Here is a 22,005-nt window from a genome sequence, read left to right on the forward strand (position 1 = left end):
TGCCTCCGCCGCTGCGGTCTGCCGCCTTCCAACATTACCAAAAGTTAACAATTCCAGATTGCATCGCATTATGGTTCTAAGGGAGCCTTATTAGCCATTTTGCTTAGGCGGCTTCCGTAACGCGAACGTCAATTTCGGTGACAACACTGTGATTTCATTTGGACAAAAGGTCGCGGCTGCGCCGCCATCCCATCACAAATTTGCCTGAATTGGGGCGCGAACTCGGATGCGCCGAGGGTTGGTTTTGTGTTGTGAAATTCAACAACAGATTGAGGAGATAGACCCATGCGCATCAAATTTGCCCTTGCCGCGTCCCTGTTCGCCGTCAGCCTTGCAGGCGCTGCCTTCGCCCAGCCGACATATTCCGACGACTATACCAACGACAGCGACGGCTTTTCGCCGAGCCCGATGTCGAAGCCGGCCCCCGTCCACTACAGCAACCGCAAGGCCCCGAGCTATTCCAGCGATTATACCAATGACAGCGACGGCTTCGCCCCGAGCGCAATGGCGGCCCCTGCCGTCGACAAGACCGCAACGGCGAGCATCAACCCTCTGCCCCCATGCCACAGCATGGTTGGCCCGAAGGGCTCCCACACCAAGGGTGCCGATAGCGGCGCCTCCCGCACTGAAGCGTGCCGCGCCACGCATTGATCCAATAAAAGAAAGGGCCGGAAAACCGGCCCTCTCTTTTTCAATCCGTTTTTCTGTCTTCAGAACACGAATGGAATAAGCCGGTAGCGGGTCCTGGCCATGAAGGCCGTGTAAGCGGGATCCTCGCTGAGCAGACGCTCCTCCGCCAAGAGGCGGAAACACTGGGCGGCAAGCGCCGTCGCATAGATGGCAAAATTCCAAAGGCTCGGATGCACCAGGAAGAAGCCGATATGTGTCATCAGATAGCCCGCATACATCGGATGGCGGATAAACTTGTAGGGTCCGCCGATTTTGATGCCGCGATTGGCCGGCACCAGGCCGAAGCTTCGCCGCAATGACAGCTTTGCCGAGATCTGCAGGACAAAACCGAGTGCCATCACTGTCCCGCAGAGTGCGAGCGGTGCAAGCGGTTCTGTCGAGGCGGGAACGACAAGCAGCGGGAAGAGCGTGCCGATGGCAGTGACCATCCAGTCAAACGGACGAAGCGACGCATTTCTGGTCGGCCGGCGCGTCAGGATGAGGAAGGCGGCGGCTCCCTCCGAAATGATCAGCAGGCAGTCGATGATCGCGCGATTATCCTGCATCTGCGGCAGGATACGCATGACGATCGCAACGAAGAAATAGCCGATGACAGCCTTTTCGATGATATCGAGCACGAAATGCATATCGAAGAACGACAAGCTTATCGCTGTCTTTTTTTTCATTATTCGCAAGGCTTCCACATCACAAGGCTGCGGTACCTATATATTTGCGATCACTAATTATGAGTTAAGCCGCTCGCTCCTATTTGACCGGGCGGCGGTTCCTGCTGCCGATCCTCACAGCAGAATGCGGCAGCAATGATTGCCAACAAACAAAATTTTAGAAATCATATCAATGATCTGCGTCTGCGAATTTCGCACACGCAGGCTCCGCTTCCAGGCGCAGCTTGCCGGAGATACGTTCGCCATCGTGAATAATCAGGTTTCGCTTGTCGTTTCGCCGAAAACCGCCTCGAAGGCGCTGCGCAGGCGGATATCGACATCGGCCATCATCACCGGCAAGCCGAGATCGACCAGGCTGGTCACACCATAGGCCGAGATCCCGCAGGGCACGATGCCGCCGAAATGATCGAGATCGGGATCGACGTTGAGCGACAATCCGTGAAAGGTCACCCATTTCCGCAGCCTGATGCCGAGGGCGGCGATCTTGTCCTCGGCCATCGTTCCATCGGCAAGCAATGGCTTTTCCGGCCGCCGCACCCAGACGCCGACGCGATCTTCACGCCGTTCGCCGCGCACATTCATCATGTCGAGCGTGCGGATGACGACGTCCTCGAGGGCGGTGACGAAGGCGCGCACATCCTGGCGTCGGCGCTTCAGGTCGAGCATCACATAGGCGACGCGCTGGCCGGGGCCATGATAGGTATATTCGCCGCCGCGCCCCGTCGCAAACACCGGAAAACGGTCGGGCTGGACGAGATCCCTGGCATTGGCGCTGGTGCCGGCGGTATAGAGCGGCGGATGTTCGACAAGCCAGACAAGCTCGTCACCGCCATCGGATATCACCGCCACCTCGCGCTCCATCGTTTCCACGGCCTCCTCATAGGCAACGAGACCGTCGGCGATGCGCCAGCGGACAGGCCGGGTGCCTGGTTGGGGAAGCATGGAGAATTCGAGATCGGTGCGAAGCATGGTCGTTCCTGGCCGCCCTCCCCGAAATGCCTGCGAAATAGGGGGCGGCAGGACAGCTATATGGACCCGTTCCGGGGGCAATTCAAATGCGATGACAGGTTTTTGAAAAAACTGTCATATCGCCCTTGTGCACCCCAAATGCTTTTGCTACATGCTGCCCCGCCGGCGCAAATCGGCACCTACCACGATGCGGTCGTGGCGGAATTGGTAGACGCGCAGCGTTGAGGTCGCTGTGGGGCAACCCGTGGAAGTTCGAGTCTTCTCGACCGCACCATCTCCCTTCAGGGAAACGCTCTCGAAGCGACGATTTCGATTTCACCTCGACGTTATTTGCGGTTGCTCGGCTTGATCGCCCGACCTTCTCATGGTTGATGGCGTCATCCCCGCCACGAATCGGCAGCCATGTCAGAGCCCCATCAAAATTCCCTGCAGGGCATGGCCATCATGTCCGGCGCCATGCTGATCCTGCCGACCATGGATGCCATCGCCAAATACATGGCGACCTTCGAGGCGATGTCGCCGGGTCAGGTGACCTTCTACCGATTCTTCTTCCAGATCGCCTGCACCCTGCCGATTCTCTTTGTCCTGTTCGGGCTGAAGGCGCTTTCTGCCAAACGGCCATGGATGAACCTGCTGCGCGGCGTGCTGCATGGTGGTGCGAGCCTGCTTTTTTTCGTCGCCGTCAAATACATGCCACTTGCCGATGTTTTCGCCATTTATTTCGTCGAGCCCTTCATGCTGACGGCCATGTCGGCACTGTTCCTCGGAGAAAAGGTCGGCTGGCGGCGCTGGATGGCGATCGTGGTCGGTTTCGGCGGCGCGATGATCGTCATTCAGCCGAGCTACGAGATTTTCGGCCTGAAAGCGCTGCTGCCGGTCGCCTGCGCCTTTCTGTTCTCGCTCTATCTGTTCCTCAACCGCGCCATCGGTGAGGCCGATTCGCCGCTGACCATGCAGACCATGGCCGGCATCGGCGGAACGCTCTTCATGGCTGCCGCCCTTGTCGGCGGGAGCGGTTCCGGCAATGCCGATTTCGCCGTCTCTCTGCCCTCCTCCGGTCTCGGCCTTGTCCTGCTTCTCGCCCTCGGCTCGATCTCCGGCTATGCGCATATGCTGGTGGTCCGGGCTTTTCGTCTCGCGCCGCTGTCGCTGCTTGCGCCCTTCCAATATTTCGAGATTATCTCTGCGACCGTTCTCGGCTATGCGCTGTTCAACGATTTCCCGAGCTTTTCCAAATGGATCGGCATCTTCATCATCGTCGCATCGGGCCTCTTCATCATCTGGCGCGAGCGGCTGCAGGCGCAATCGCTAAAATCTTCCTGACCCGGGGAATATCGGATTAACTCCGCTTCTTGAGGGATCATCAATTCGCAGGCGGTAAAACTGTCTCCGGCTTCATGATGAAGCCTGGAGTTAAAACATGAGCGAATTTCGTCTCGCTTTTCCGGCCTGTGTGGTGGCCGGCAAGCATCGGCTGACGGCCGAAGATATATTGCTATTGCGCAAACATGCTTTTCCGGAGGGCATCCGGACGTCCGACGATGTCGTGGCGATGTTGGCGCTCAATAATTCCTGCCCTGAAAAATGTGCTGCGTGGAACGCTTTCTTTGTCGAGCAGCTCGCCGCTTTCATCGTCCATTACACCTATCCGCAGGGCTCGTTGGATGAAATCAATGTCGCCTGGATCATGCGCATGTTCACGACCGACGGTGTCGTCAATTCGGCGCTGGAGCTCGAGCTCATTCTCCACGTCATGGAGATCTCGGCCGATGTCCCCGGTGAATTGAGAGCGCTCGCGCTGGATCAGCTCCGTCTGGCGATCACCGACAATATCGGTGGCTACAAGCTGTCGCGCGCCGTCGACCGCCGGAGCATTACCCGCCAGGACGTCGATTTCGCGATGCGCATCTTCAGAAGCGTCGCCGAAAGCGGCATCATCCCCGTTTCATCGGTCGAATACGGCGTGCTCCAGCAGATCGAGCAGGCGACGCTGTCCGGCGCCAATCATCCGCACTGGGCGGGCATCATGGCCGCCGCCGAGCTGCGCGACTATGCCGAGCCGCGGCGCAGCCGCTGGCTGCGCATCGTCGACGAAGAACCCGTCGCCGAAGCGGCTGTCGCCTGAAGCTCCTCAAGCCTGATTGTGCGTTCCGGTGTTTTGTGCGTAAAACTCCGGAACGCATTTCTGGGTGGAGTCTCGATGTTCAAGAAAATCCTGATCGCGAATCGCGGCGAAATCGCCTGCCGCGTGATCAAGACTGCGCGCCGCATGGGCATTTTGACCGTTGCGGTCTATTCGGATGCGGATCGGGACGCACTGCATGTCGAGATGGCCGATGAGGCCGTGCATATCGGCCCGGCTGCCGCCGCCGAGAGTTACCTGGTAGCGGAAAAGATCATCGCCGCCTGCAAGGCCACCGGCGCCGAGGCGGTCCATCCGGGTTACGGCTTCCTGTCCGAGCGGGCCTCCTTCTGCGCTGAACTGGAAAAGCAGGGAATCGTCTTCATCGGCCCGAAGCCGAAGGCCATCATGGCGATGGGCGACAAGGTCGAATCGAAGAAATTCGCCAATGCCGCCGGCGTGTCCACCGTGCCCGGCCATCTCGGCGTCATCGAGGATGCCGCCCATGCGCAAGTGATCGCGGGCGGCATCGGTTATCCCGTCATGATCAAGGCATCGGCCGGCGGCGGCGGCAAGGGCATGCGCATCGCCTGGAATGAGGCTGAGGTGCGCGACGGCTTCGAGCGCGCCCGCTCGGAGGCGAAGAGCTCCTTCGGCGACGACCGCGTCTTCATCGAGAAGTTCATCATCGAGCCCCGTCACATCGAGATCCAGGTGCTGGCCGACGCGCATGGCAAGGTCGTCTATCTCGGCGAGCGCGAATGCTCGATCCAGCGGCGGAACCAGAAGGTGGCGGAAGAGGCGCCCTCGCCCTTCCTCGACGAAAAAACCCGCAAGGCGATGGGCGAACAATCGGTGGCGCTGGCCAAGGCCGTCGATTACCAGAGCGCCGGCACCGTCGAATTCATCGTCGACCGCGACCGCAATTTCTATTTCCTCGAAATGAACACCCGCCTGCAGGTCGAACATCCCGTCACCGAACTCGTCACCGGGATCGATCTCGTCGAGCAGATGATCCGGGTTGCCGCCGGCGAGCCGCTTGCCCTTGCCCAGGAGGACATCAGGCTCGACGGCTGGGCGATCGAAAGCCGGCTCTATGCCGAAGACCCCTATCGCAACTTCCTGCCCTCGATCGGCCGGCTGACGCGCTACCGCCCGCCGGCCGAAGGCCGGACCGGCAATGTCGTGGTCCGCAACGATACCGGCGTTTTCGAAGGCGCCGAGATCTCGATGTATTACGATCCGATGATCGCCAAGCTCTGCACCTGGGCGCCGACGCGCAGCGAGGCGATCGAGGCCATGGGCCGGGCGCTCGACGGCTTCGTCGTCGATGGCATCGAGCACAATGTCCCGTTCCTGTCGGCGCTGATGAAACATCCGCGCTGGCGCGAGGGCCGGCTTTCCACCGGCTTCATCGCCGAGGAATATCCCGAAGGCTTCGCGCCGATGAAACCGGACCGCACGGAAGAAGCCACGCTTGCCGCCATTGCGCTGTCCGCCTCGCTGATCGAAACGAACCGGCGCGAGCATTTCGCCGATCGCCTGCGCGCCGCATCGGGCGCGTTGCGCGAGCACTGGGTGGTCAAAACGGGCGACAACTACATCGCCGTCAGGTTGCTCGACGGCCTCGTCACCATTCCCTTCGATATGGAGATGGCGATAGAAGGCGAGAACAGCAGCGTTGTCACCGATTGGAGACCCGGCGATCCCGTCTGGAGCGGCACGGTCGGCGGCCGTGATATCACCGCACAGATCCGCCCTATCCTCAACGGCTTGCGCATCGACTGGCAGGGGCTTTCGGTGACGGCAAAGGTGTTTTCGCCGCGCCATGCCGAACTCGACAGGCTGATGCCGGTGAAGCTGCCGCCCGATACTTCCAAGCTGCTGCTCTGCCCGATGCCCGGCCTCGTCGTTTCGATCTCGGTCGCCGAGGGCCAGGAGGTCAAGGCCGGGGAAACGCTGGCGATCGTCGAGGCGATGAAGATGGAAAACGTGCTGCGCGCCGACCGCGATCTTGTCGTCTCCAGGATCAATGCCGCGGCCGGCGAAAGCCTGGCCGTCGATGCCGTAATCATGGAATTTGCCTGAGCGGACAGGCCGCCGGGCCGTTTTCGCTTGAGCCCGGCTCGCCGACCGTGCCAAGGTCGGCCCCAAGAAAATTGTCAGGGAGATTGTGAGGATGGACGTTCGCGCCGCCGTAGCCGTTCAGGCCGGAAAACCGCTCGAAGTGATGACCGTGCAGCTGGAAGGCCCGCGGGCCGGCGAAGTGCTGGTCGAGGTCAAGGCGACCGGCATCTGCCACACCGACGATTTCACCCTGTCCGGCGCCGATCCGGAAGGCCTCTTCCCGGCGATCCTCGGCCATGAGGGTGCCGGCATCGTCGTCGATGTCGGTCCCGGCGTCACCTCGGTCAAGAAGGGCGACCACGTCATTCCGCTCTACACGCCGGAATGCCGCGAATGTTATTCCTGCCTTTCCCGCAAGACCAATCTCTGCACCGCGATCCGCTCGAGCCAGGGCCAGGGTGTGATGCCGGACGGCACCTGGCGCTTTTCGATCGGCAAGGACAAGATCCATCATTATATGGGCTGCTCGACCTTCGCCAATTTCACCGTGCTGCCGGAGATTGCCCTTGCCAAGGTCAATCCCGACGCACCCTTCGACAAGATCTGCTACATCGGCTGCGGTGTGACCACCGGCATCGGCGCGGTGATCAACACCGCCAAGGTCGAGATCGGTTCGACGGCGATCGTCTTCGGTCTCGGCGGCATCGGTCTCAACGTGCTGCAGGGGCTGCGGCTTGCCGGCGCCGACATGATCATCGGCGTCGACATCAACAATGACCGCAAGGCTTGGGGCGAAAAGTTCGGCATGACGCATTTCGTCAATCCGAAGGAAGTCGGCGACGACATCGTGCCCCATCTCGTCAATATGACCAAGCGCAACGGCGACCTGATCGGCGGCGCCGACTACACCTTCGACTGCACCGGCAACACCAAGGTGATGCGCCAGGCGCTGGAAGCCTCCCACCGCGGCTGGGGCAAATCGATCATCATCGGCGTTGCCGGCGCCGGCCAGGAGATCTCGACGCGTCCGTTCCAGCTGGTCACCGGCCGCAACTGGATGGGCACCGCCTTCGGCGGCGCGCGCGGCCGTACCGACGTGCCGAAGATCGTCGACTGGTACATGCAGGGCAAGATCCAGATCGATCCGATGATCACCCACACGATGCCGCTCGACGACATCAACAAGGGCTTCGACATGATGCACAAGGGCGAAAGCATCCGCGGCGTGGTGGTCTATTGATGGCTTCGACGACCTACACGGCCGACCTCAAGAGCGTCGATGAGCTCCTCGCACGGGAGCTCTACGACCTGTTGAAAATGCGCGTCGATGTCTTCGTCGTCGAGCAGAATTGTGCCTATCCCGAACTCGACGGTAAGGATATCGATGCTCTGCATCTACGGCTGTTGGAGAACGGCGAACTCCTGGCTTCGGCACGGATTCTGAAGCCGCATGAGCCGCATGATCCGTCGAAGATCGGCCGCGTCGTCGTCTCACCCGCCCACCGCGGCAAACGCCTCGGCGATGCATTGATGAGCGAAGCGATCTCTGCTTGCGAACGGCTTTATCCGGCAAACCCCATCGCCTTGTCGGCACAGGCCCATCTGCGCCGCTTCTATGAAGCTTTCGGTTTCAGCATGGCATCCGAGGAGTATCTGGAAGACGGTATTCCCCATATCGATATGATCCGCCAGTTGGCCATCCGGCCGGCAGGGATATCGTCATGATCTATGTCGATGCCGATGCCTGCCCGGTGAAGCCGGAAATCCTCAAGGTGGCCGAACGCCTCGGCCTCGAAGTCACCTTCGTCGCCAATTCCGGCCTGCGCCCTTCCCGCGATCCGATGATCCACAATGTCATCGTCTCCAACGCCTTCGATGCCGCCGACAACTGGATTGCCGAGCGCGCCGGCGCGGGTGATGTCGTCGTCACCGCCGACGTACCGCTCGCCGTGCGCTGTGTCGCCACTGGCGCCTTCGTCAGTGGCCCGACGGGCCGCGTCTTCGACGAGACCAATATCGGCATGGCGAGCGCTATGCGCGATCTTGGCGCACATCTGCGCGAAACCGGCGAGAGCAAGGGCTACAACGCCGCCTTCAGCCCGAAGGACCGCTCACGTTTCCTCGAAACCTTCGACCGCCTCTGCCGCCGCGCCAAAAGCCTGTCGGCGGAGACCGGCGGGCAGACGTGATCCCGCCCTTAAGCGCGCATGAAACGGGTGGCATGGCGGCCATGCCGATTCCTACCTTGAACAGAGCCGTTCTCTTGCGCATATAGACGGGATCGCAGACGACTGCGGCGTCCTGAGGATGCAACGTCGCGGGGACGGCCTCGCTCTTGAACAAGGAGAGTTGCATGGCCTGGTTTCTGCTTTTTCTCGCCGGTCTTTTCGAATGTGGCTGGGCGATCGGCCTTAAATACACCGAGGGTTTCACCCGGCCGCTGCCGACAGCGCTGACCGTCATATCGATGGTGGTCAGCATCGTGCTGCTCGGCCTGGCGGTGAAGCACCTGCCGATCGGCACCGCCTACGCGGTCTGGACCGGCATCGGCACGGTCGGCACCGCGCTGCTCGGCATCTGGCTGCTCGGCGATGAGGCAAGTGTCTCCCGTCTTGCCTGCATCATGCTGATCGTCGGCGGTATCGCCGGTCTCAAGTTCACCGCCTGAACAAGAAAGACTGCGGGGCATCGCAAATGCCCCGCAGTCTGTGTTGGCTCAGGCTGCTTTGCGGTTATCGACGGAAAGTGCGCCGGGACCGGAGAAGAACAGGTAGAGGAAGACGAAGCAGAACAGGATCGCGGCGTCGCCCTGGTTGACGGCCGGGAAGAAGCTGTTCGGGGCATGCGCCATGAAATAGGCGACCGCCATTTCGCCGGCGAGCAGGAAGGCGACGGGGCGCGTCAGCAAGCCGATGAGAATGAGGATACCGCCGACAAGCTCGAGAAGAGCCGCGAACAGCATCAGCGGCGGCAGCGAGCCGGACATCTGCGAAGCCGGGAAGCCGAAAAGCTTCATCGTGCCATGCTCGATGAACAGCAGCGCGGTGATGATTCTGAGAGCGGCCAGCCCGTAGGGGCGATAGGCGGAAAGACGCTCGAAACTTGACATTAAAACCTCTCCATTAAAACAATTGCAGCCGAGCGTTAGCCCGTCCCCGACAGGGATTGAACACACGGATCGCTGACGGCCGTTCACTTTTTCGACAGCAGGCAAACACCTGACCGGACAGTTTTATTCGCTGAGCCAGACGTCAAAGCGGAATGTTGTCGTGTTTCTTCCAGGGGTTGGCGAGATCCTTGTTGCGCAGCATCTTCAGGCCGCGTGCCAGCCGGCGGCGGGTCGAATGCGGCATGATCACCTCGTCGACATAACCGCGCTCGGCGGCGACGAAGGGTGAGAGGAACCGGTCTTCGTACATTTTCGTATGCGCGGCGATCTTTTCCGGATCGGCGATATCCTTGCGGAAGATGATCTCGACCGCGCCCTTGGCGCCCATCACCGCGATCTGCGCCGTCGGCCAGGCATAGTTGAGGTCACCGCGCAGATGCTTCGACGCCATGACGTCATAGGCGCCGCCGAAAGCCTTGCGGGTGATGACGGTGAGCTTCGGCACCGTTGCCTCGGCATAGGCAAAGAGCAGCTTGGCGCCATGCTTGATGAGGCCGCCATATTCCTGCGCCGTGCCCGGCAGGAAGCCCGGCACGTCGACGAAGGTGACGATCGGAATGCCGAAGCAGTCGCAGAAGCGTACGAAGCGGGCCGCCTTGCGCGACGCGTCGCTGTCGAGCACGCCGGCCAGCACCATCGGCTGGTTGGCGACGAAACCGACCGTGGAGCCTTCGACGCGGCCGAAGCCGCAGACGATATTGCCGGCAAAGCTTGCCTGGATCTCGAAGAAATCCCCCTCGTCCGCCACCTTCCGGATCAATTCCTTGATATCGTATGGCTTGTTGGCGCTGGCCGGCACCAGCGTATCGAGCGACATGTCGACCTCTGTCACCGACTGGTAATATTCGATTTCGGGCAGCGGCGCGGTATTCGAAAGCGGCAGGAAATCGATCAGCCGGCGCACCTGCAGCAGCGTTTCCACATCATTCTCATAGGCGCCGTCGGCAATCGAAGAGCGCGTCGTGTGGACCACGGCGCCGCCGAGCTCCTCTGCGGTCACCGTCTCATTGGTGACGGTCTTCACCACATCGGGCCCGGTCACGAACATGTAGGAGCTATCGCGCACCATGAAGATGAAATCGGTCATTGCAGGCGAATAGACGTCGCCGCCCGCGCAGGGACCCATGATTACCGAGATCTGCGGGATGACGCCCGAAGCGAGCACATTGCGCTGGAACACTTCGGCATAACCGCCAAGCGCTGCCACACCCTCCTGAATGCGGGCGCCGCCAGCATCATAGATGCCGACGATCGGCGCGCGGTTCTTCAGCGCCATGTCCTGCACCTTCATGATCTTCTCGGCATGCGCTTCCGAAAGCGAGCCGCCGAAGACGGTGAAGTCCTTGGCGAAGACGAACACTGTGCGGCCGTTGACGGTGCCCCAGCCGGTGACGACGCCGTCGCCGGCAACCCGGCTCTTGTCCATGCCGAAATCGGTGGAACGGTGTTCGACGAACATGTCGAACTCCTCGAAGGAGCCTTCGTCGAGGAAGAGGTCGATTCGCTCGCGCGCCGTCAGCTTGCCGCGCTGGTGCTGGGCGTCGATGCGCGCCTTGCCGCCGCCCAGGCGGGCGACGCCGCGGCGACGTTCGAGTTCTTCGAGAATTTCCTTCATGCGATCTCCCTCGCCGATATTCTCTACAGCATGATGCCGAAAGGTGTGTGCGGTTCGGATGACTAGGCTGAGCGGCCCAACATCATCCTGTTCTAGTGGCTGCGCCCGCTGAGTGAGAAGGCAGACCGTATTCTCGCCGCAACGTCCTCGGCCAGGATCTCGTCGGCAAGCTTGGGGTCGGCGGCGATGCTGGTCACGTCGAAGGCGCTGACGGCGATGACCGATCCGTCTTCGACCGAGGCCGCGTCGATACTGATCTTGGCGACGTTGCGATCCTTCTGGAAGCCTAGACCCTTCTCGACGGAAACCACACGAATTGTCAGCACCACCCGGGGCAGCACGGTGTCGCGTACGGTGACGTTGATTGCGGCGTTGACGCGGTCGTTGATGCCGGAAAGCAGCGCGGCCGGCATATTCGGGCCGGAAACAACGACGGCGCTGCGCACATCATAGACCGGCGCGGCCGGCTTCGGGCCTGTAAGGCTGGCGCAGGCCGTAAGCGCGACACAGACGAGTGCGGCCCGGCAAAAACACGACCTCAGCCAATTCATGACAAATCCCGCACCCACTCCGTTGGAGTCGCAGATTTCGTCATAATGCCCGGGAAGGCAATATGTTTCAGGCGCTTAGGGCGAAAAAAACGTCCGTCGCCGCCTTGAACTCGGCAAAGCGCTTGGCCCGCCGCTCCTCGGCTTCCTCGTCACCGCCCCAATGCTCGATCGTCCAGTCTTCGTCGAGATGGGCAAGCGACCAGGCCTCCTCCATCGTCACCCGGCCGCAGGCGGTGGCGAGCGCGAGGATCGCCGAACCTGTCAGCGTCGTGATCGTGTGGAGTGCTGCAAGCGCCATCGGGCTATCAAATCTGGCAAGCGTCACGGCGAAGGCGGCAGTCGCCTCGCGCGGCTGCTCTTGAGGCATCACGCCTTCGATGAGGATGAAGCGGGCGCCGAGATCGAGCGCCGCCCAGTCGATGACCGGGTCCCAGCGCTCGGCTTGGCGCGCGACCAGCAGTTCCGGCCCATCGGCGCGATAGCAGATAAGGTCGCTCGAGGAAAATCGCAGTATATCTTCAAATATCGCCTGCCTGTTGGCGTCAACGCCGTCGAGCGCGGTGTTGACAAGCCGCGTCACCGGCATCGTCAGTGGATCGATCTCTTCACCCTGCGCCTGCCATTCGGCGGCGACAAGCCTCGCCAGCGCCTCTGTGGGAACGGCGAGAACCTGCCGTGCCGGCGTGCGCACCGTCTTGCCGTCGAGCGTGACCGCAAAACCGCCTTCGTGCTCGGCGACCGAGACATCGGTATAGAAACGCTTCGGCAGCGGCTTCTTCATCTGGATCTGGGCCCGGCGGATCGGATCGGGATGGCTCAGGCCCTCGGAAAGGTCGTTCAGCAGGTCGCGCATGGGCTCACCTCAGGAAAAATGGCGCAATATCTCGTTCGGATGATAGGCGATCGCATCGGCGCCGTTGGCGATCAGCTCATCCACGCTGGCATAGCCCCAGGCAACGCCGATCGCCTTGGCGCCGGCAGCCTTCGCCATCTGCATATCGTAAATCGCATCGCCGATGACAATGGCGTCGGTGGCATTCATGCCGGTTTCCTCGCAGCATTCCGTCACCATGGCCGGATGCGGCTTGGAAGGGCAATCATCGGCGGTGCGGGCAACGGTAAAATATCGGTCGAAGCCGTGCGTCTCCATCACGAGGTTCAGCCCGCGCCTGGATTTGCCGGTCACCGCACCGATCAGCAGATCCTCGCGCCCGCTGATCGCGTCGATCATCTCGCGAATGCCGGGAAACAGCGGCTCCCGGTAATCGAGATCCTGGCGCACGACCGAGAACAGCGATTTGTAATGCGCCGTCATGTCGATATCTTGCTGCTCGACATGCGGCCTGCCCTGCATGCGGGCTATCGCGATATCGAGCGACAGGCCGATGATCGCCTTGGTATCCTCGAATCGCGGTTCCGGCTTGCCGAATTTTTCGAAGGTGCGGCGCATGGTTTCGTGGATCAGGCCGGCGCTGTCGACCAGCGTGCCGTCGCAATCGAAAAGCGCGAGTTTCATTCGCTGTCCCTTTCGGCGCCGGCAAGGTCGAGACCGAGAAGGTTCCATGTCTGCACCATATGCGACGGCAGCGGCGCGCTGACGCGCAGGCGGCCGCCGGATGGGTGCGGGATGTCGATGTGGCGCGCGTGCAGATGCAGCTTCTTCTGGACGCCGCCTGGAAAATCCCAATTCGGATCGTCGTCGAAATATTTCGGATCGCCGATGATCGGATGGCCGATATGCAGGGCATGGACGCGCAACTGGTGGGTACGGCCGGTATAAGGTTCCATCTCCAGCCATGCGAGATTCTGGGCCGCCGTCTCAACCACGCGGTAGAAGGAAATCGCATGGTCGGCACCGTCCTCGCCGTGTTTGGCGATGCGCATGCGATCGCCATCGGCTGTCGGTTCCTTGACGAGCCAGGTCGAGATCTTGTCCTCATGCTTGCGCGGCACACCCTTGACCAGCGCCCAATAGGTCTTCTTGGTATCGCGCTCGCGGAAGGCGGCCGTCAGCTTCTGTGCGGCGCCGCGTGTCCGGGCGATGACCAGAACACCCGATGTATCGCGGTCGAGGCGGTGAACGAGCCGCGGCTTTTCGCCCTTCGGGCTGGTCCAGGCTTCGAGCATCTGATCGATATGACGGGCGACTCCGGAGCCGCCCTGCACCGCAATGCCGGGCGGCTTGTTGAGCACGATGACCTTATCGTCCTCATGCAACACCATGCGCGACAGCAGTTCGAAGTCAGACGAATGCTTGAGATCCTTGCCGGCGATCGGCCCGGATTTCAGCTTCGCATCGACATCCAGCGGCGGCACCCGCACCGTCTGGCCGGGCTGCACACGCGCATCCGATTTGACACGGCCGCCGTCGACGCGCACCTGGCCGGAGCGCAATAGTTTCTGCAGCGGGCCGAAGCCGAGCCCGGGGAAATGCACTTTGAACCAGCGATCGAGCCGCATGCCCGCTTCGTCGGCTTCAACCTTGATATGTTCTATGCCAGCCATAAAAAATCTTTCGGAAATTGCAGCACGGGCCAAGCCGGCGTTCTTGCCGCAGCCTTTAGAGCATTTTCACGCAAAACGGAAACCGGAAAAGAAATCAGGCCAAAGCGCGCATGACGGCAAGGCCAGACATGACGGCGACCATCGAAAGCCCGACGCTCGCAACGATATAAACACCCCCGGCCACCGCCTCGCCACGCTCGAACAGCGAGATCGCATCCAGCGAGAAGGCCGAGAAGGTGGTGAAGCCGCCGAGGAAGCCGGTGATCAGCAACAGCCGCAGTTCCATCGAGGCGTTGAACCGCCGCGCGATCAGCTCGGCAAAGACGCCGATGACGAAGCAGCCGACGACATTGACGGCGAGCGTGCCCCAGGGAAAGGCCGGGCCCATGAGCCTGAGCGTCCACTGGCCGACATAATATCTGAGAACGGAGCCGATAGCGCCGCCGAGGGCGACAAGGAGAGCCTGAATCATGGGCCGGATTTACCGCGTTTTGAGAGCGTTTCCGATCGAGTTCGCATGATTCTTACCAATCGGTAAAATGCTGATGATTTTGTTATGATGGCACCAAGGTCATGCCGATACGGTGACGGCATGACCCAGCTCCTGTCCGTATCGGCCAACACCGCTGCCATCGCCTTCGAATCGCTGAGAATCCCCCAGCGTGTGGCGACGAGCACCGCGGCGCGCGACGCGAGGCGCCTTGCCGACCGGCAATTGAAAGCTGAGAACCCCGATCAAGCCGAAGAGCCCTCCAGCATCATCCAGTCGACCGAAGTGGCGCTCGATCTGATGGCCAAAGGCAACCGCCAGCCGCAGGCCGGCCTCAAGCAGGCCCTGCAATCCTACGAAGAGGTCTGAGGCAACCGCCCCCGAATGAAGCCCGCGGCTGCGATCACAGCCGCGGGCTTTGCTGTTTCGATCGGTTGGCGCCTATTTGCCCTGCGCCGACAGCACCTGCAGCACGAGGTCGACCTTGCCGGCCTTTTCGAAGGTCAGCGTCACCGGCACCGTATCGCCCTCTTTGAACGGCGTCTTCACCTTCTGGAACATCAGATGCAGGTTGCCGGGTTCAAGCTTGACCGTCTGGCCGGCGGCAATGGCGATGCCGTCCTTCAGCTGGCGCATCCGCATGACATTGTCCTTGGTCACCATTTCGTGGATCTGAACCTCGCCCGCTGCAGGCGACGTCACCGACAGTAGCCGGTCGTCGGTCTTGCCGTTATTCTTCACCGCGAAGAAGCCGCCGCCGACCGGTTGGCCGGGCAACATCGCCTTGGCGAAGCCGCCGGAGACTTCGAGGTCGCCGGCCTTGACCGTTTCACCGGCCGGCGCAGCAGCTGCCATGCCCGCCGTGCCACTCATGTCCATGCCGGCCATATCGTCGTGCTCATGGCCATGATCTTCACCGGCAACGACCTTCAACAACGGCGCCGGGCTTTTCATCCCATGCGCATCGCCGCCCTCCTTCGCCACTTGGTCCCAGGCCTGAACCGTATCGCCGCACATCTGCGTCACCGGAAAGGCGAGCGAGGTGCCGGCCTCGACGCCCGACACCTTCCCCTGGATGACGAAGGTGTCGTAGAAATCGTCGGAGAGATTGCCGTTCTTCCAGCGGATCTCGATTGCGCCTGCCTTCACCTTGTCGCCGTGATTGTCATAGGTCTTCTGGTAATCGCCCTTGATCACCTCGAGCTCCCAACCGGCTTTCGGCTGCGGCTTTGCAAAGACGAAGCCTTCCGGCAGCTTGACCCGCACTTCGGTGGTCGCCTTGCCGTCGCAGCCATGCGGCAGCTGCAGCGTGGCGAGAATGGTTGTCTCCTGCGTCACTTCCTTATCGAGGAAGGTCACATGCGCCTCGGCGCCGGCAATGGCGGTCGCGGAAAAAAGAGCGGCGAACGCGAATGTCTTTACGGTTTGCATCGAATATCTCCTCGCCGGCCGCGGACTTCTGTTGGGCGGACCGGCATGCTGCGTCATAGGTTGCGGAGGCAGATCAGGCGAGGATGGGAGGCGCGCGGGAATTCGGCCGGATGACCGCACTTGCACCGACAACGGCTGAGGTTTCGATGGGCGAATTGAGGAGCGAACCGAGCTTGCGCTCGAGCCAAGAGCCCACATCCGGTGCCGGAAGGACAACCGAAGCCGACAGTCGGCAGGCTTCGCAATTCGGCTTGAAAGCGACGGTCTTGCCCTCGGCGTCCTTCACCGTGACGCAGAGCGAGGCGAACGTGCCGTCCGGCAGCATATAGGCTGCGGCATGGTAGCCTTCGGAGGCAACGGCCTGGGGCGCCTGATGGGCAAACCCGAGCAAAGCAAAGCTCAAGGCGCAAAGCATGCGCAAAAAGAGCGTCGCTTTCAATCCGGTCCGCCGCATGAGATCCCCTTCAACAGCAAGCCGCGATAGCCGGTTTCGCCCCCGAATGCAAAAGCAGATTTGCCGCAGTTTAACGCCTGATTGGAATAAGACGACAAAAATTTGCCCGGTGACGACATTTGCCGCTTGCCAAGTGCCGCAGCCGCCGGATAATTGCGCCAACCTTGTTGGGAGAATCCGGTGCTTTCGCCACCGGTGCCGAAGGAGCAACCGCCCCGGAAACTCTCAGGCAAAAGGACCAGCAAGGGGCAGACGGAACTCTGGAGAGAAGCGTTCTCGAAACGCTCGCCGAAGGGATAACAATCTCAGGCGTCAAGGACAGAGGGGGCTCAGGAGAGAAGTGCGCAGCCGCGCCTTCAGATTTGAGCCCGCGCCTTCGTGAGAAGGCGCAAACCCCGGAGGCGTCTTTTGGACGATACTGCTGCCCTGAAGAAAACCCCGCTGCATGGCCTGCATCTTTCGCTCGGCGCCCGCATGGTGCCGTTCGCAGGTTACGACATGCCGGTGCAATATCCCGCCGGCGTGATGAAGGAACATCTCCATACCCGCACGGAGGCCGGCCTCTTCGATGTCTCGCATATGGGCCAGGTCATCGTGAAGGCAAAATCGGGCAGCTACGAGGATGCCGCGCTGGCGCTCGAAAGCCTGGTGCCGGTCGATATTCTTGGCCTTGCCGAAGGCCGCCAGCGCTACGGTTTCTTCACCGACGATAGCGGCTGCATTCTTGACGATCTGATGATCAGCCATCTCGACGATCACCTGTTCGTCGTCGTCAACGCCTCCTGCAAGGAGGCCGATCTCGCCCATCTGCAGGCTCATATCGGCGACCAATGCGACATCACGCTTCTAAACCGCGCCCTCATCGCGCTGCAGGGACCGCGTGCCGTCGAGGTTCTCGCCGAACTCTGGGCCGACGTCGCGGCGATGAAATTCATGGATGTGCGCCACTGCCGCCTGCACGATGTTTCCTGTCTTGTCTCGCGCTCCGGCTATAGCGGCGAGGACGGTTTCGAAATCTCGGTTCCATCGGACAAGGCCGTTGATGTCACCATGCGGTTGCTCGAGCATCCCGACGTCCAGGCGATCGGCCTCGGCGCCCGCGATTCGCTGCGCCTGGAAGCCGGCCTCTGCCTCTACGGCAACGATATTGACACCACCACCTCGCCGGTCGAGGCGGCGCTCGAATGGGCGATGCAGAAGGCACGGCGCAGCAATGGTGCACGCGCCGGCGGCTTCCCGGGTTCCGGCCGCATCCTGTCCGAACTCGAAAACGGCGCCGTCCGCCGCCGCGTCGGCCTTAAGCCGGAAGGCAAGGCGCCGGTGCGCGGCCATGCCAGGCTCTATGCCGATGCCGAGGGCAAAGTCGAAATCGGCGAAGTTACCTCGGGCGGCTTCGGCCCCAGCGTCGAAGGCCCCGTCGCCATGGGTTATGTGCCGGTCTCCCATGCCGCGGCCGGCACGCTCGTCTACGCCGAGGTGCGCGGCAAATATCTGCCGATCACCGTCAGCGCCCTGCCCTTCGTTACACCGACCTACAAACGCTAAACCTTTTCCAGAGAGGACGAACAATGCTGAAATTCACCGAAGAACACGAATGGCTGCAGATCGAAGGCGGCGTTGCGACGGTCGGCATCACCACCTATGCCGTCGAACAGCTGGGTGACCTGGTTTTCGTCGAACTGCCGGAAGTCGGCGCGACCTTCTCCAAGAACGGCAATGCCGCGACCGTTGAATCCGTCAAGGCTGCTTCCGATGTCTATTGTCCGCTCGACGGCGAGATCACCGAGGTCAATCCGGCCATCGTCGCCGATCCCTCGCTGGTCAATTCCGATCCTCAAGGGTCGGGCTGGTTCTTCAAGCTTAAGCTGGCCAATCCCGCGGACGCCGACGGCCTGCTCGACGAGGCGGCCTATAAGGAGCTTACCGCGTAATGACGACGCCGACCGAATTCCAGTTCACCGACTACCAGCCTTACGATTTTGCCAATCGCCGCCACATCGGCCCCTCGCCGGCCGAAATGACCGAGATGCTGAAGGTGATCGGCTATAACAGCCTCGACGGGTTGATCGATGCGACACTGCCGCCCGCCATCCGCCAGAAGGCGCCGCTCGTCTGGGGCGCGCCGATGACCGAGCGCGAAGCGCTCGACAAGCTGCGTGAGACCGCCAACAAGAACAAGGTGCTGGTCTCGCTGATCGGCCAGGGTTACTACGGCACGATCACACCGCCGGTCATCCAGCGCAACATCCTGGAAAACCCCGCCTGGTACACGGCCTATACGCCCTACCAGCCGGAAATCAGCCAGGGTCGCCTGGAGGCACTGCTGAACTACCAGACGATGATCTCGGACCTCACCGGCCTCGACGTCGCCAATGCCTCGCTGCTCGACGAAGCGACCGCTGCTGCCGAAGGCATGGCGATGGCCGAGCGCGTCTCCAAGTCGAAGGCAAAAGCCTTCTTCGTCGATGCCGACTGCCACCCGCAGACCATTGCGCTGATCCGTACCCGCGCCGAGCCGCTCGGCTGGAGCGTCATCGTCGGCAATCCCTTCGCCGATCTCGATCCGGTCGACGTCTTCGGCGCGATCTTCCAGTATCCCGGCACGCATGGCCACGTGCATGATTTCACCGGCCTGATCGCCCTCCTGCACCAGGCCGGCGCAATCGCCGTCGTCGCCGCCGACATCCTGGCATTGACGCTGTTGAAATCGCCCGGCGAAATGGGCGCCGATATCGCCGTCGGTTCCTCGCAGCGCTTCGGCGTCCCGGTCGGCTACGGCGGCCCGCATGCGGCCTATATGGCTGTCAAAGACGCTATCAAGCGCTCCATGCCCGGCCGCCTCGTCGGCGTGTCCGTCGATGCCCGTGGCAATCGCGCCTATCGGCTGTCGCTGCAGACCCGCGAACAGCATATCCGTCGCGAGAAGGCGACGTCGAACATCTGCACCGCCCAGGTGCTGCTCGCCGTCATGGCTTCGATGTATGCGGTCTTCCACGGCCCGAAGGGCATCAAGGCAATCGCCCAGCAGGTACACCAGAAGGCCGTGCTGATGGCCAAGGGCCTGGAAAAGCTTGGCTATAAGGTCGAACCGGACAGTTTCTTCGACACGATCACCGTCGATGTCGGCCACATGCAGGGCCTCATTCTGCGCGCTGCGGTCGCCGAAGGCGTCAATCTGCGCAAGGTCGGCGAAACCGGGATCGGCATGAGCGTCGATGAGCGCACCCGGCCGGCAACGCTCGAAGCCGTCTGGCGCGCCTTCGGCGGCAATTTCACCATTGCCGAATTCGAGCCTTCCTATCGGCTGCCGAAGGATCTGCTCAGAACCAGCGATTACCTCACTCATCCGATCTTCCACATGAACCGCGCCGAAAGCGAGATGACGCGTTACATCCGCCGGCTCTCCGACCGCGATCTGGCGCTCGACCGCTCGATGATCCCGCTCGGCTCCTGCACGATGAAGTTGAATGCGACCGCGGAAATGCTGCCGATCACCTGGCCGGAATTTTCCGATATCCATCCTTTCGCACCCGCCGATCAGGCGCTGGGCTATCGCGAAATGATCGACGATCTCATCGAAAAGCTCTGCGCGGTCACCGGCTACGATGCTTTCTCGATGCAGCCGAATTCAGGCGCTCAGGGCGAATATGCCGGCCTGCTGACGATCCGCAACTACCATATTGCCAATGGCGAGGGTCATCGCGACGTCTGCCTGATCCCGACCTCGGCGCACGGCACCAACCCGGCCTCGGCCCAGATGGTCGGCATGAAGGTGGTCGTCGTCAAGGTGCGCGAAAACGGCGATATCGATCTCGACGATTTCCGCGCCAAGGCGGAAGAGCATGCGGCAAACCTCTCCTGCTGCATGATCACCTATCCCTCGACACACGGCGTCTTCGAGGAAACGGTCAAGGAGATCTGCGATCTCGTCCACGCCAACGGCGGCCAGGTCTATCTCGACGGTGCCAACATGAACGCCATGGTCGGCCTGTCCCGCCCCGGTGACATCGGCTCCGACGTTTCCCACCTCAACCTGCACAAGACCTTCTGCATCCCGCATGGCGGCGGCGGTCCCGGCATGGGCCCGATCGGCGTCAAGGCGCACCTGGCGCCCCACCTGCCCGGCCATCCCGAAACCGACGGCCGTTCCGGTGCGGTTTCGGCGGCCGCCTTCGGGTCAGCCTCGATCCTGCCGATTTCATGGAGCTACTGCCTGATGATGGGCGGCGAAGGGCTGACGCAGGCAACCAAGGTGGCGATCCTCAACGCCAACTACATCGCCACCCGGCTGAAGGGCGCCTATGACGTGCTCTACAAGTCGAAGACCGACCGCGTCGCGCATGAGTGCATCATCGACACCCGTCCGCTGGTCGACAGCGCCGGCGTCACCGTCGACGACGTCGCCAAGCGGCTGATCGACTGCGGCTTTCATGCTCCCACAATGAGCTGGCCGGTGGCAGGCACGCTGATGATCGAGCCGACGGAAAGCGAGACCAAGGCCGAACTCGACCGTTTCTGCGAGGCGATGCTGGCGATCCGCGAGGAAGCCCGCGCCATCGAAGACGGCCGCATGGACAAGGCCGACAATCCGCTGAAGAACGCCCCGCACACGGTGGAAGACCTCGTCGGCGAATGGAACCGGCCTTACAGCCGGGAACAGGCCTGCTTCCCGCCCGGCGCCTTCCGCGTCGACAAATACTGGTCCCCGGTCAACCGCGTCGACAATGTCTACGGCGACCGCAATCTGATCTGCACCTGCCCGCCGGTGGAGAGTTATGCCGAGGCGGCGGAGTAATATGCATCGGCGAGCCCCTCCACGAATTGGGAGGGGCTCAGCTTGTTGATGACTTCGATCTTTACTCCGCGTCGTCCTCGGCCTTGTGCCGAGGATGTGCCGCGTATCGATCGGCGTTGACGTAGATCATCGCCGCGGTTTGCCCCTCATCCGCCTGCCGACACCTTCTCCCCGCGCGCGGGGCGAAGGGGTTTTGCCGCAACCTCTCCGTCCCCCGCCAGCCTCTCGCATGGCGCGTCCCCTCGCCCCGTTTACGGGGAGAGGGTTAGGGTCATATGCGCTAGGTTAGGCGAGCATTCAGATAATCGCATTGTTTTCGACGTCGGCGTGGCGGCTCACAGAGGTGGCGCCGACTTCGGGTGACGAGATTACAGACGGCCTGCCACAGCAGCAATCCGCGGATAGCGGCGTGAATGGTGCTCAGGGCGATCTTCATGAGACGCCAGCGTGACGGGCTTGCCTGTGGGATTGGCGTATCCAGA

The 22,005-nt window shown here is 61.7% G+C and carries 23 protein-coding genes, 1 tRNA gene and 1 riboswitch; of the genes, 13 read left to right on the forward strand and 11 right to left on the reverse strand.

The window, feature by feature from the left end:
• The first annotated feature begins 285 nt into the window (after positions 1 to 285).
• Complete coding sequence (locus RLEG4DRAFT_RS20095) at positions 286 to 651, forward strand: hypothetical protein (RefSeq protein WP_003579438.1); 366 nt, start codon at positions 286 to 288, stop codon at positions 649 to 651.
• Between the two features lie 59 nt (positions 652 to 710).
• On the opposite strand, the gene RLEG4DRAFT_RS20100 is transcribed toward RLEG4DRAFT_RS20095, so the two are convergent.
• On the reverse strand, positions 711 to 1,355 hold the full coding sequence (locus tag RLEG4DRAFT_RS20100) for a methyltransferase family protein (RefSeq protein WP_003579439.1): 645 nt from the start codon (positions 1,353 to 1,355) through the stop codon (positions 711 to 713).
• Between the two features lie 255 nt (positions 1,356 to 1,610).
• Positions 1,611 to 2,324, reverse strand: coding sequence for a lipoyl(octanoyl) transferase LipB (lipB, locus tag RLEG4DRAFT_RS20105; protein WP_003579440.1), 714 nt, complete (start codon positions 2,322 to 2,324; stop codon positions 1,611 to 1,613).
• A gap of 189 nt (positions 2,325 to 2,513) precedes the next feature.
• Between lipB and RLEG4DRAFT_RS20110 the strand changes: the two genes are divergently transcribed.
• The 8 genes from RLEG4DRAFT_RS20110 to sugE all read left to right on the forward strand — a co-directional run bounded on the left by RLEG4DRAFT_RS20110 (position 2,514) and on the right by sugE (position 9,181).
• Positions 2,514 to 2,598, forward strand: a tRNA-Leu gene (locus RLEG4DRAFT_RS20110).
• A 128-nt stretch (positions 2,599 to 2,726) separates the two neighbouring features.
• The gene (locus tag RLEG4DRAFT_RS20115; protein WP_003579441.1) at positions 2,727 to 3,647 is read left to right on the forward strand and encodes a DMT family transporter; all 921 of its coding nucleotides are present in this window, start codon (positions 2,727 to 2,729) and stop codon (positions 3,645 to 3,647) included.
• A 97-nt stretch (positions 3,648 to 3,744) separates the two neighbouring features.
• On the forward strand, positions 3,745 to 4,449 hold the full coding sequence (locus RLEG4DRAFT_RS20120; protein WP_003579443.1) for a hypothetical protein: 705 nt from the start codon (positions 3,745 to 3,747) through the stop codon (positions 4,447 to 4,449).
• A gap of 75 nt (positions 4,450 to 4,524) precedes the next feature.
• Positions 4,525 to 6,534 (forward strand): acetyl-CoA carboxylase biotin carboxylase subunit, encoded by a 2,010-nt coding sequence (locus RLEG4DRAFT_RS20125; RefSeq protein WP_003579444.1) that lies wholly within the window; start codon positions 4,525 to 4,527, stop codon positions 6,532 to 6,534.
• A gap of 91 nt (positions 6,535 to 6,625) precedes the next feature.
• Positions 6,626 to 7,753 carry an S-(hydroxymethyl)glutathione dehydrogenase/class III alcohol dehydrogenase gene (locus RLEG4DRAFT_RS20130; RefSeq protein WP_003579446.1) on the forward strand — a complete coding sequence of 376 codons (1,128 nt, stop codon included), beginning with the start codon at positions 6,626 to 6,628 and terminating at the stop codon, positions 7,751 to 7,753.
• Positions 7,753 to 8,238 carry a GNAT family N-acetyltransferase gene (locus tag RLEG4DRAFT_RS20135; protein ID WP_003579448.1) on the forward strand — a complete coding sequence of 162 codons (486 nt, stop codon included), beginning with the start codon at positions 7,753 to 7,755 and terminating at the stop codon, positions 8,236 to 8,238. Before RLEG4DRAFT_RS20130 ends, RLEG4DRAFT_RS20135 begins: the two co-directional genes overlap by 1 nt.
• On the forward strand, positions 8,235 to 8,702 hold the full coding sequence (locus RLEG4DRAFT_RS20140) for a YaiI/YqxD family protein (RefSeq protein WP_003579450.1): 468 nt from the start codon (positions 8,235 to 8,237) through the stop codon (positions 8,700 to 8,702). Before RLEG4DRAFT_RS20135 ends, RLEG4DRAFT_RS20140 begins: the two co-directional genes overlap by 4 nt.
• Positions 8,703 to 8,866: 164 nt before the next feature.
• Positions 8,867 to 9,181 carry a quaternary ammonium compound efflux SMR transporter SugE gene (sugE, locus tag RLEG4DRAFT_RS20145; RefSeq protein WP_003579452.1) on the forward strand — a complete coding sequence of 105 codons (315 nt, stop codon included), beginning with the start codon at positions 8,867 to 8,869 and terminating at the stop codon, positions 9,179 to 9,181.
• Between the two features lie 48 nt (positions 9,182 to 9,229).
• On the opposite strand, the gene RLEG4DRAFT_RS20150 is transcribed toward sugE, so the two are convergent.
• From RLEG4DRAFT_RS20150 to crcB, 7 genes are all read right to left on the reverse strand, one after another.
• Complete coding sequence (locus tag RLEG4DRAFT_RS20150; RefSeq protein ID WP_003579453.1) at positions 9,230 to 9,622, reverse strand: DoxX family protein; 393 nt, start codon at positions 9,620 to 9,622, stop codon at positions 9,230 to 9,232.
• A gap of 142 nt (positions 9,623 to 9,764) precedes the next feature.
• The gene (locus RLEG4DRAFT_RS20155; protein ID WP_003579455.1) at positions 9,765 to 11,297 is read right to left on the reverse strand and encodes an acyl-CoA carboxylase subunit beta; all 1,533 of its coding nucleotides are present in this window, start codon (positions 11,295 to 11,297) and stop codon (positions 9,765 to 9,767) included.
• 92 nt (positions 11,298 to 11,389) lie between these two features.
• Positions 11,390 to 11,848 carry a hypothetical protein gene (locus tag RLEG4DRAFT_RS20160; protein ID WP_003579456.1) on the reverse strand — a complete coding sequence of 153 codons (459 nt, stop codon included), beginning with the start codon at positions 11,846 to 11,848 and terminating at the stop codon, positions 11,390 to 11,392.
• A gap of 67 nt (positions 11,849 to 11,915) precedes the next feature.
• A complete protein-coding gene (locus tag RLEG4DRAFT_RS20165) occupies positions 11,916 to 12,701 on the reverse strand; it encodes an ATP12 family chaperone protein (protein WP_003579457.1) in 786 nt (261 codons plus the stop codon).
• Positions 12,702 to 12,710: 9 nt separating this feature from the next.
• Positions 12,711 to 13,364 carry an HAD-IA family hydrolase gene (locus RLEG4DRAFT_RS20170; RefSeq protein WP_003579458.1) on the reverse strand — a complete coding sequence of 218 codons (654 nt, stop codon included), beginning with the start codon at positions 13,362 to 13,364 and terminating at the stop codon, positions 12,711 to 12,713.
• Positions 13,361 to 14,353: an RluA family pseudouridine synthase gene (locus RLEG4DRAFT_RS20175; protein WP_003579459.1), complete on the reverse strand. Its 993-nt coding sequence runs from the start codon at positions 14,351 to 14,353 to the stop codon at positions 13,361 to 13,363. The genes RLEG4DRAFT_RS20170 and RLEG4DRAFT_RS20175 overlap by 4 nt, the downstream gene beginning before the upstream one ends.
• A gap of 94 nt (positions 14,354 to 14,447) precedes the next feature.
• Positions 14,448 to 14,825, reverse strand: coding sequence for a fluoride efflux transporter CrcB (crcB, locus tag RLEG4DRAFT_RS20180; protein WP_003579460.1), 378 nt, complete (start codon positions 14,823 to 14,825; stop codon positions 14,448 to 14,450).
• Between the two features lie 120 nt (positions 14,826 to 14,945).
• Between crcB and RLEG4DRAFT_RS20185 the strand changes: the two genes are divergently transcribed.
• On the forward strand, positions 14,946 to 15,212 hold the full coding sequence (locus tag RLEG4DRAFT_RS20185; RefSeq protein ID WP_003579461.1) for a hypothetical protein: 267 nt from the start codon (positions 14,946 to 14,948) through the stop codon (positions 15,210 to 15,212).
• A gap of 72 nt (positions 15,213 to 15,284) precedes the next feature.
• Here RLEG4DRAFT_RS20185 and RLEG4DRAFT_RS20190 read toward each other — a convergent pair whose 3' ends face one another.
• Complete coding sequence (locus RLEG4DRAFT_RS20190; RefSeq protein WP_003579462.1) at positions 15,285 to 16,274, reverse strand: copper chaperone PCu(A)C; 990 nt, start codon at positions 16,272 to 16,274, stop codon at positions 15,285 to 15,287.
• A 73-nt stretch (positions 16,275 to 16,347) separates the two neighbouring features.
• Positions 16,348 to 16,728: a hypothetical protein gene (locus RLEG4DRAFT_RS20195; protein ID WP_003579463.1), complete on the reverse strand. Its 381-nt coding sequence runs from the start codon at positions 16,726 to 16,728 to the stop codon at positions 16,348 to 16,350.
• Between the two features lie 158 nt (positions 16,729 to 16,886).
• Positions 16,887 to 16,979: riboswitch (glycine riboswitch) on the forward strand.
• A 157-nt stretch (positions 16,980 to 17,136) separates the two neighbouring features.
• Here RLEG4DRAFT_RS20195 and gcvT point away from each other — a divergent pair.
• Genes gcvT through gcvP form a run of 3 tightly spaced genes read left to right on the forward strand, consistent with a single transcriptional unit; the run spans position 17,137 to position 21,523 of the window.
• Positions 17,137 to 18,273 (forward strand): glycine cleavage system aminomethyltransferase GcvT, encoded by a 1,137-nt coding sequence (gcvT, locus tag RLEG4DRAFT_RS20200; protein WP_003579464.1) that lies wholly within the window; start codon positions 17,137 to 17,139, stop codon positions 18,271 to 18,273.
• A gap of 23 nt (positions 18,274 to 18,296) precedes the next feature.
• Complete coding sequence (gcvH, locus tag RLEG4DRAFT_RS20205) at positions 18,297 to 18,659, forward strand: glycine cleavage system protein GcvH (protein ID WP_003579465.1); 363 nt, start codon at positions 18,297 to 18,299, stop codon at positions 18,657 to 18,659.
• Positions 18,659 to 21,523 (forward strand): aminomethyl-transferring glycine dehydrogenase, encoded by a 2,865-nt coding sequence (gene gcvP / locus RLEG4DRAFT_RS20210; protein WP_003579467.1) that lies wholly within the window; start codon positions 18,659 to 18,661, stop codon positions 21,521 to 21,523. Before gcvH ends, gcvP begins: the two co-directional genes overlap by 1 nt.
• Positions 21,524 to 22,005 lie beyond the last annotated feature (482 nt).

The organism is Rhizobium leguminosarum bv. trifolii WSM2297 (genome assembly GCF_000271845.1).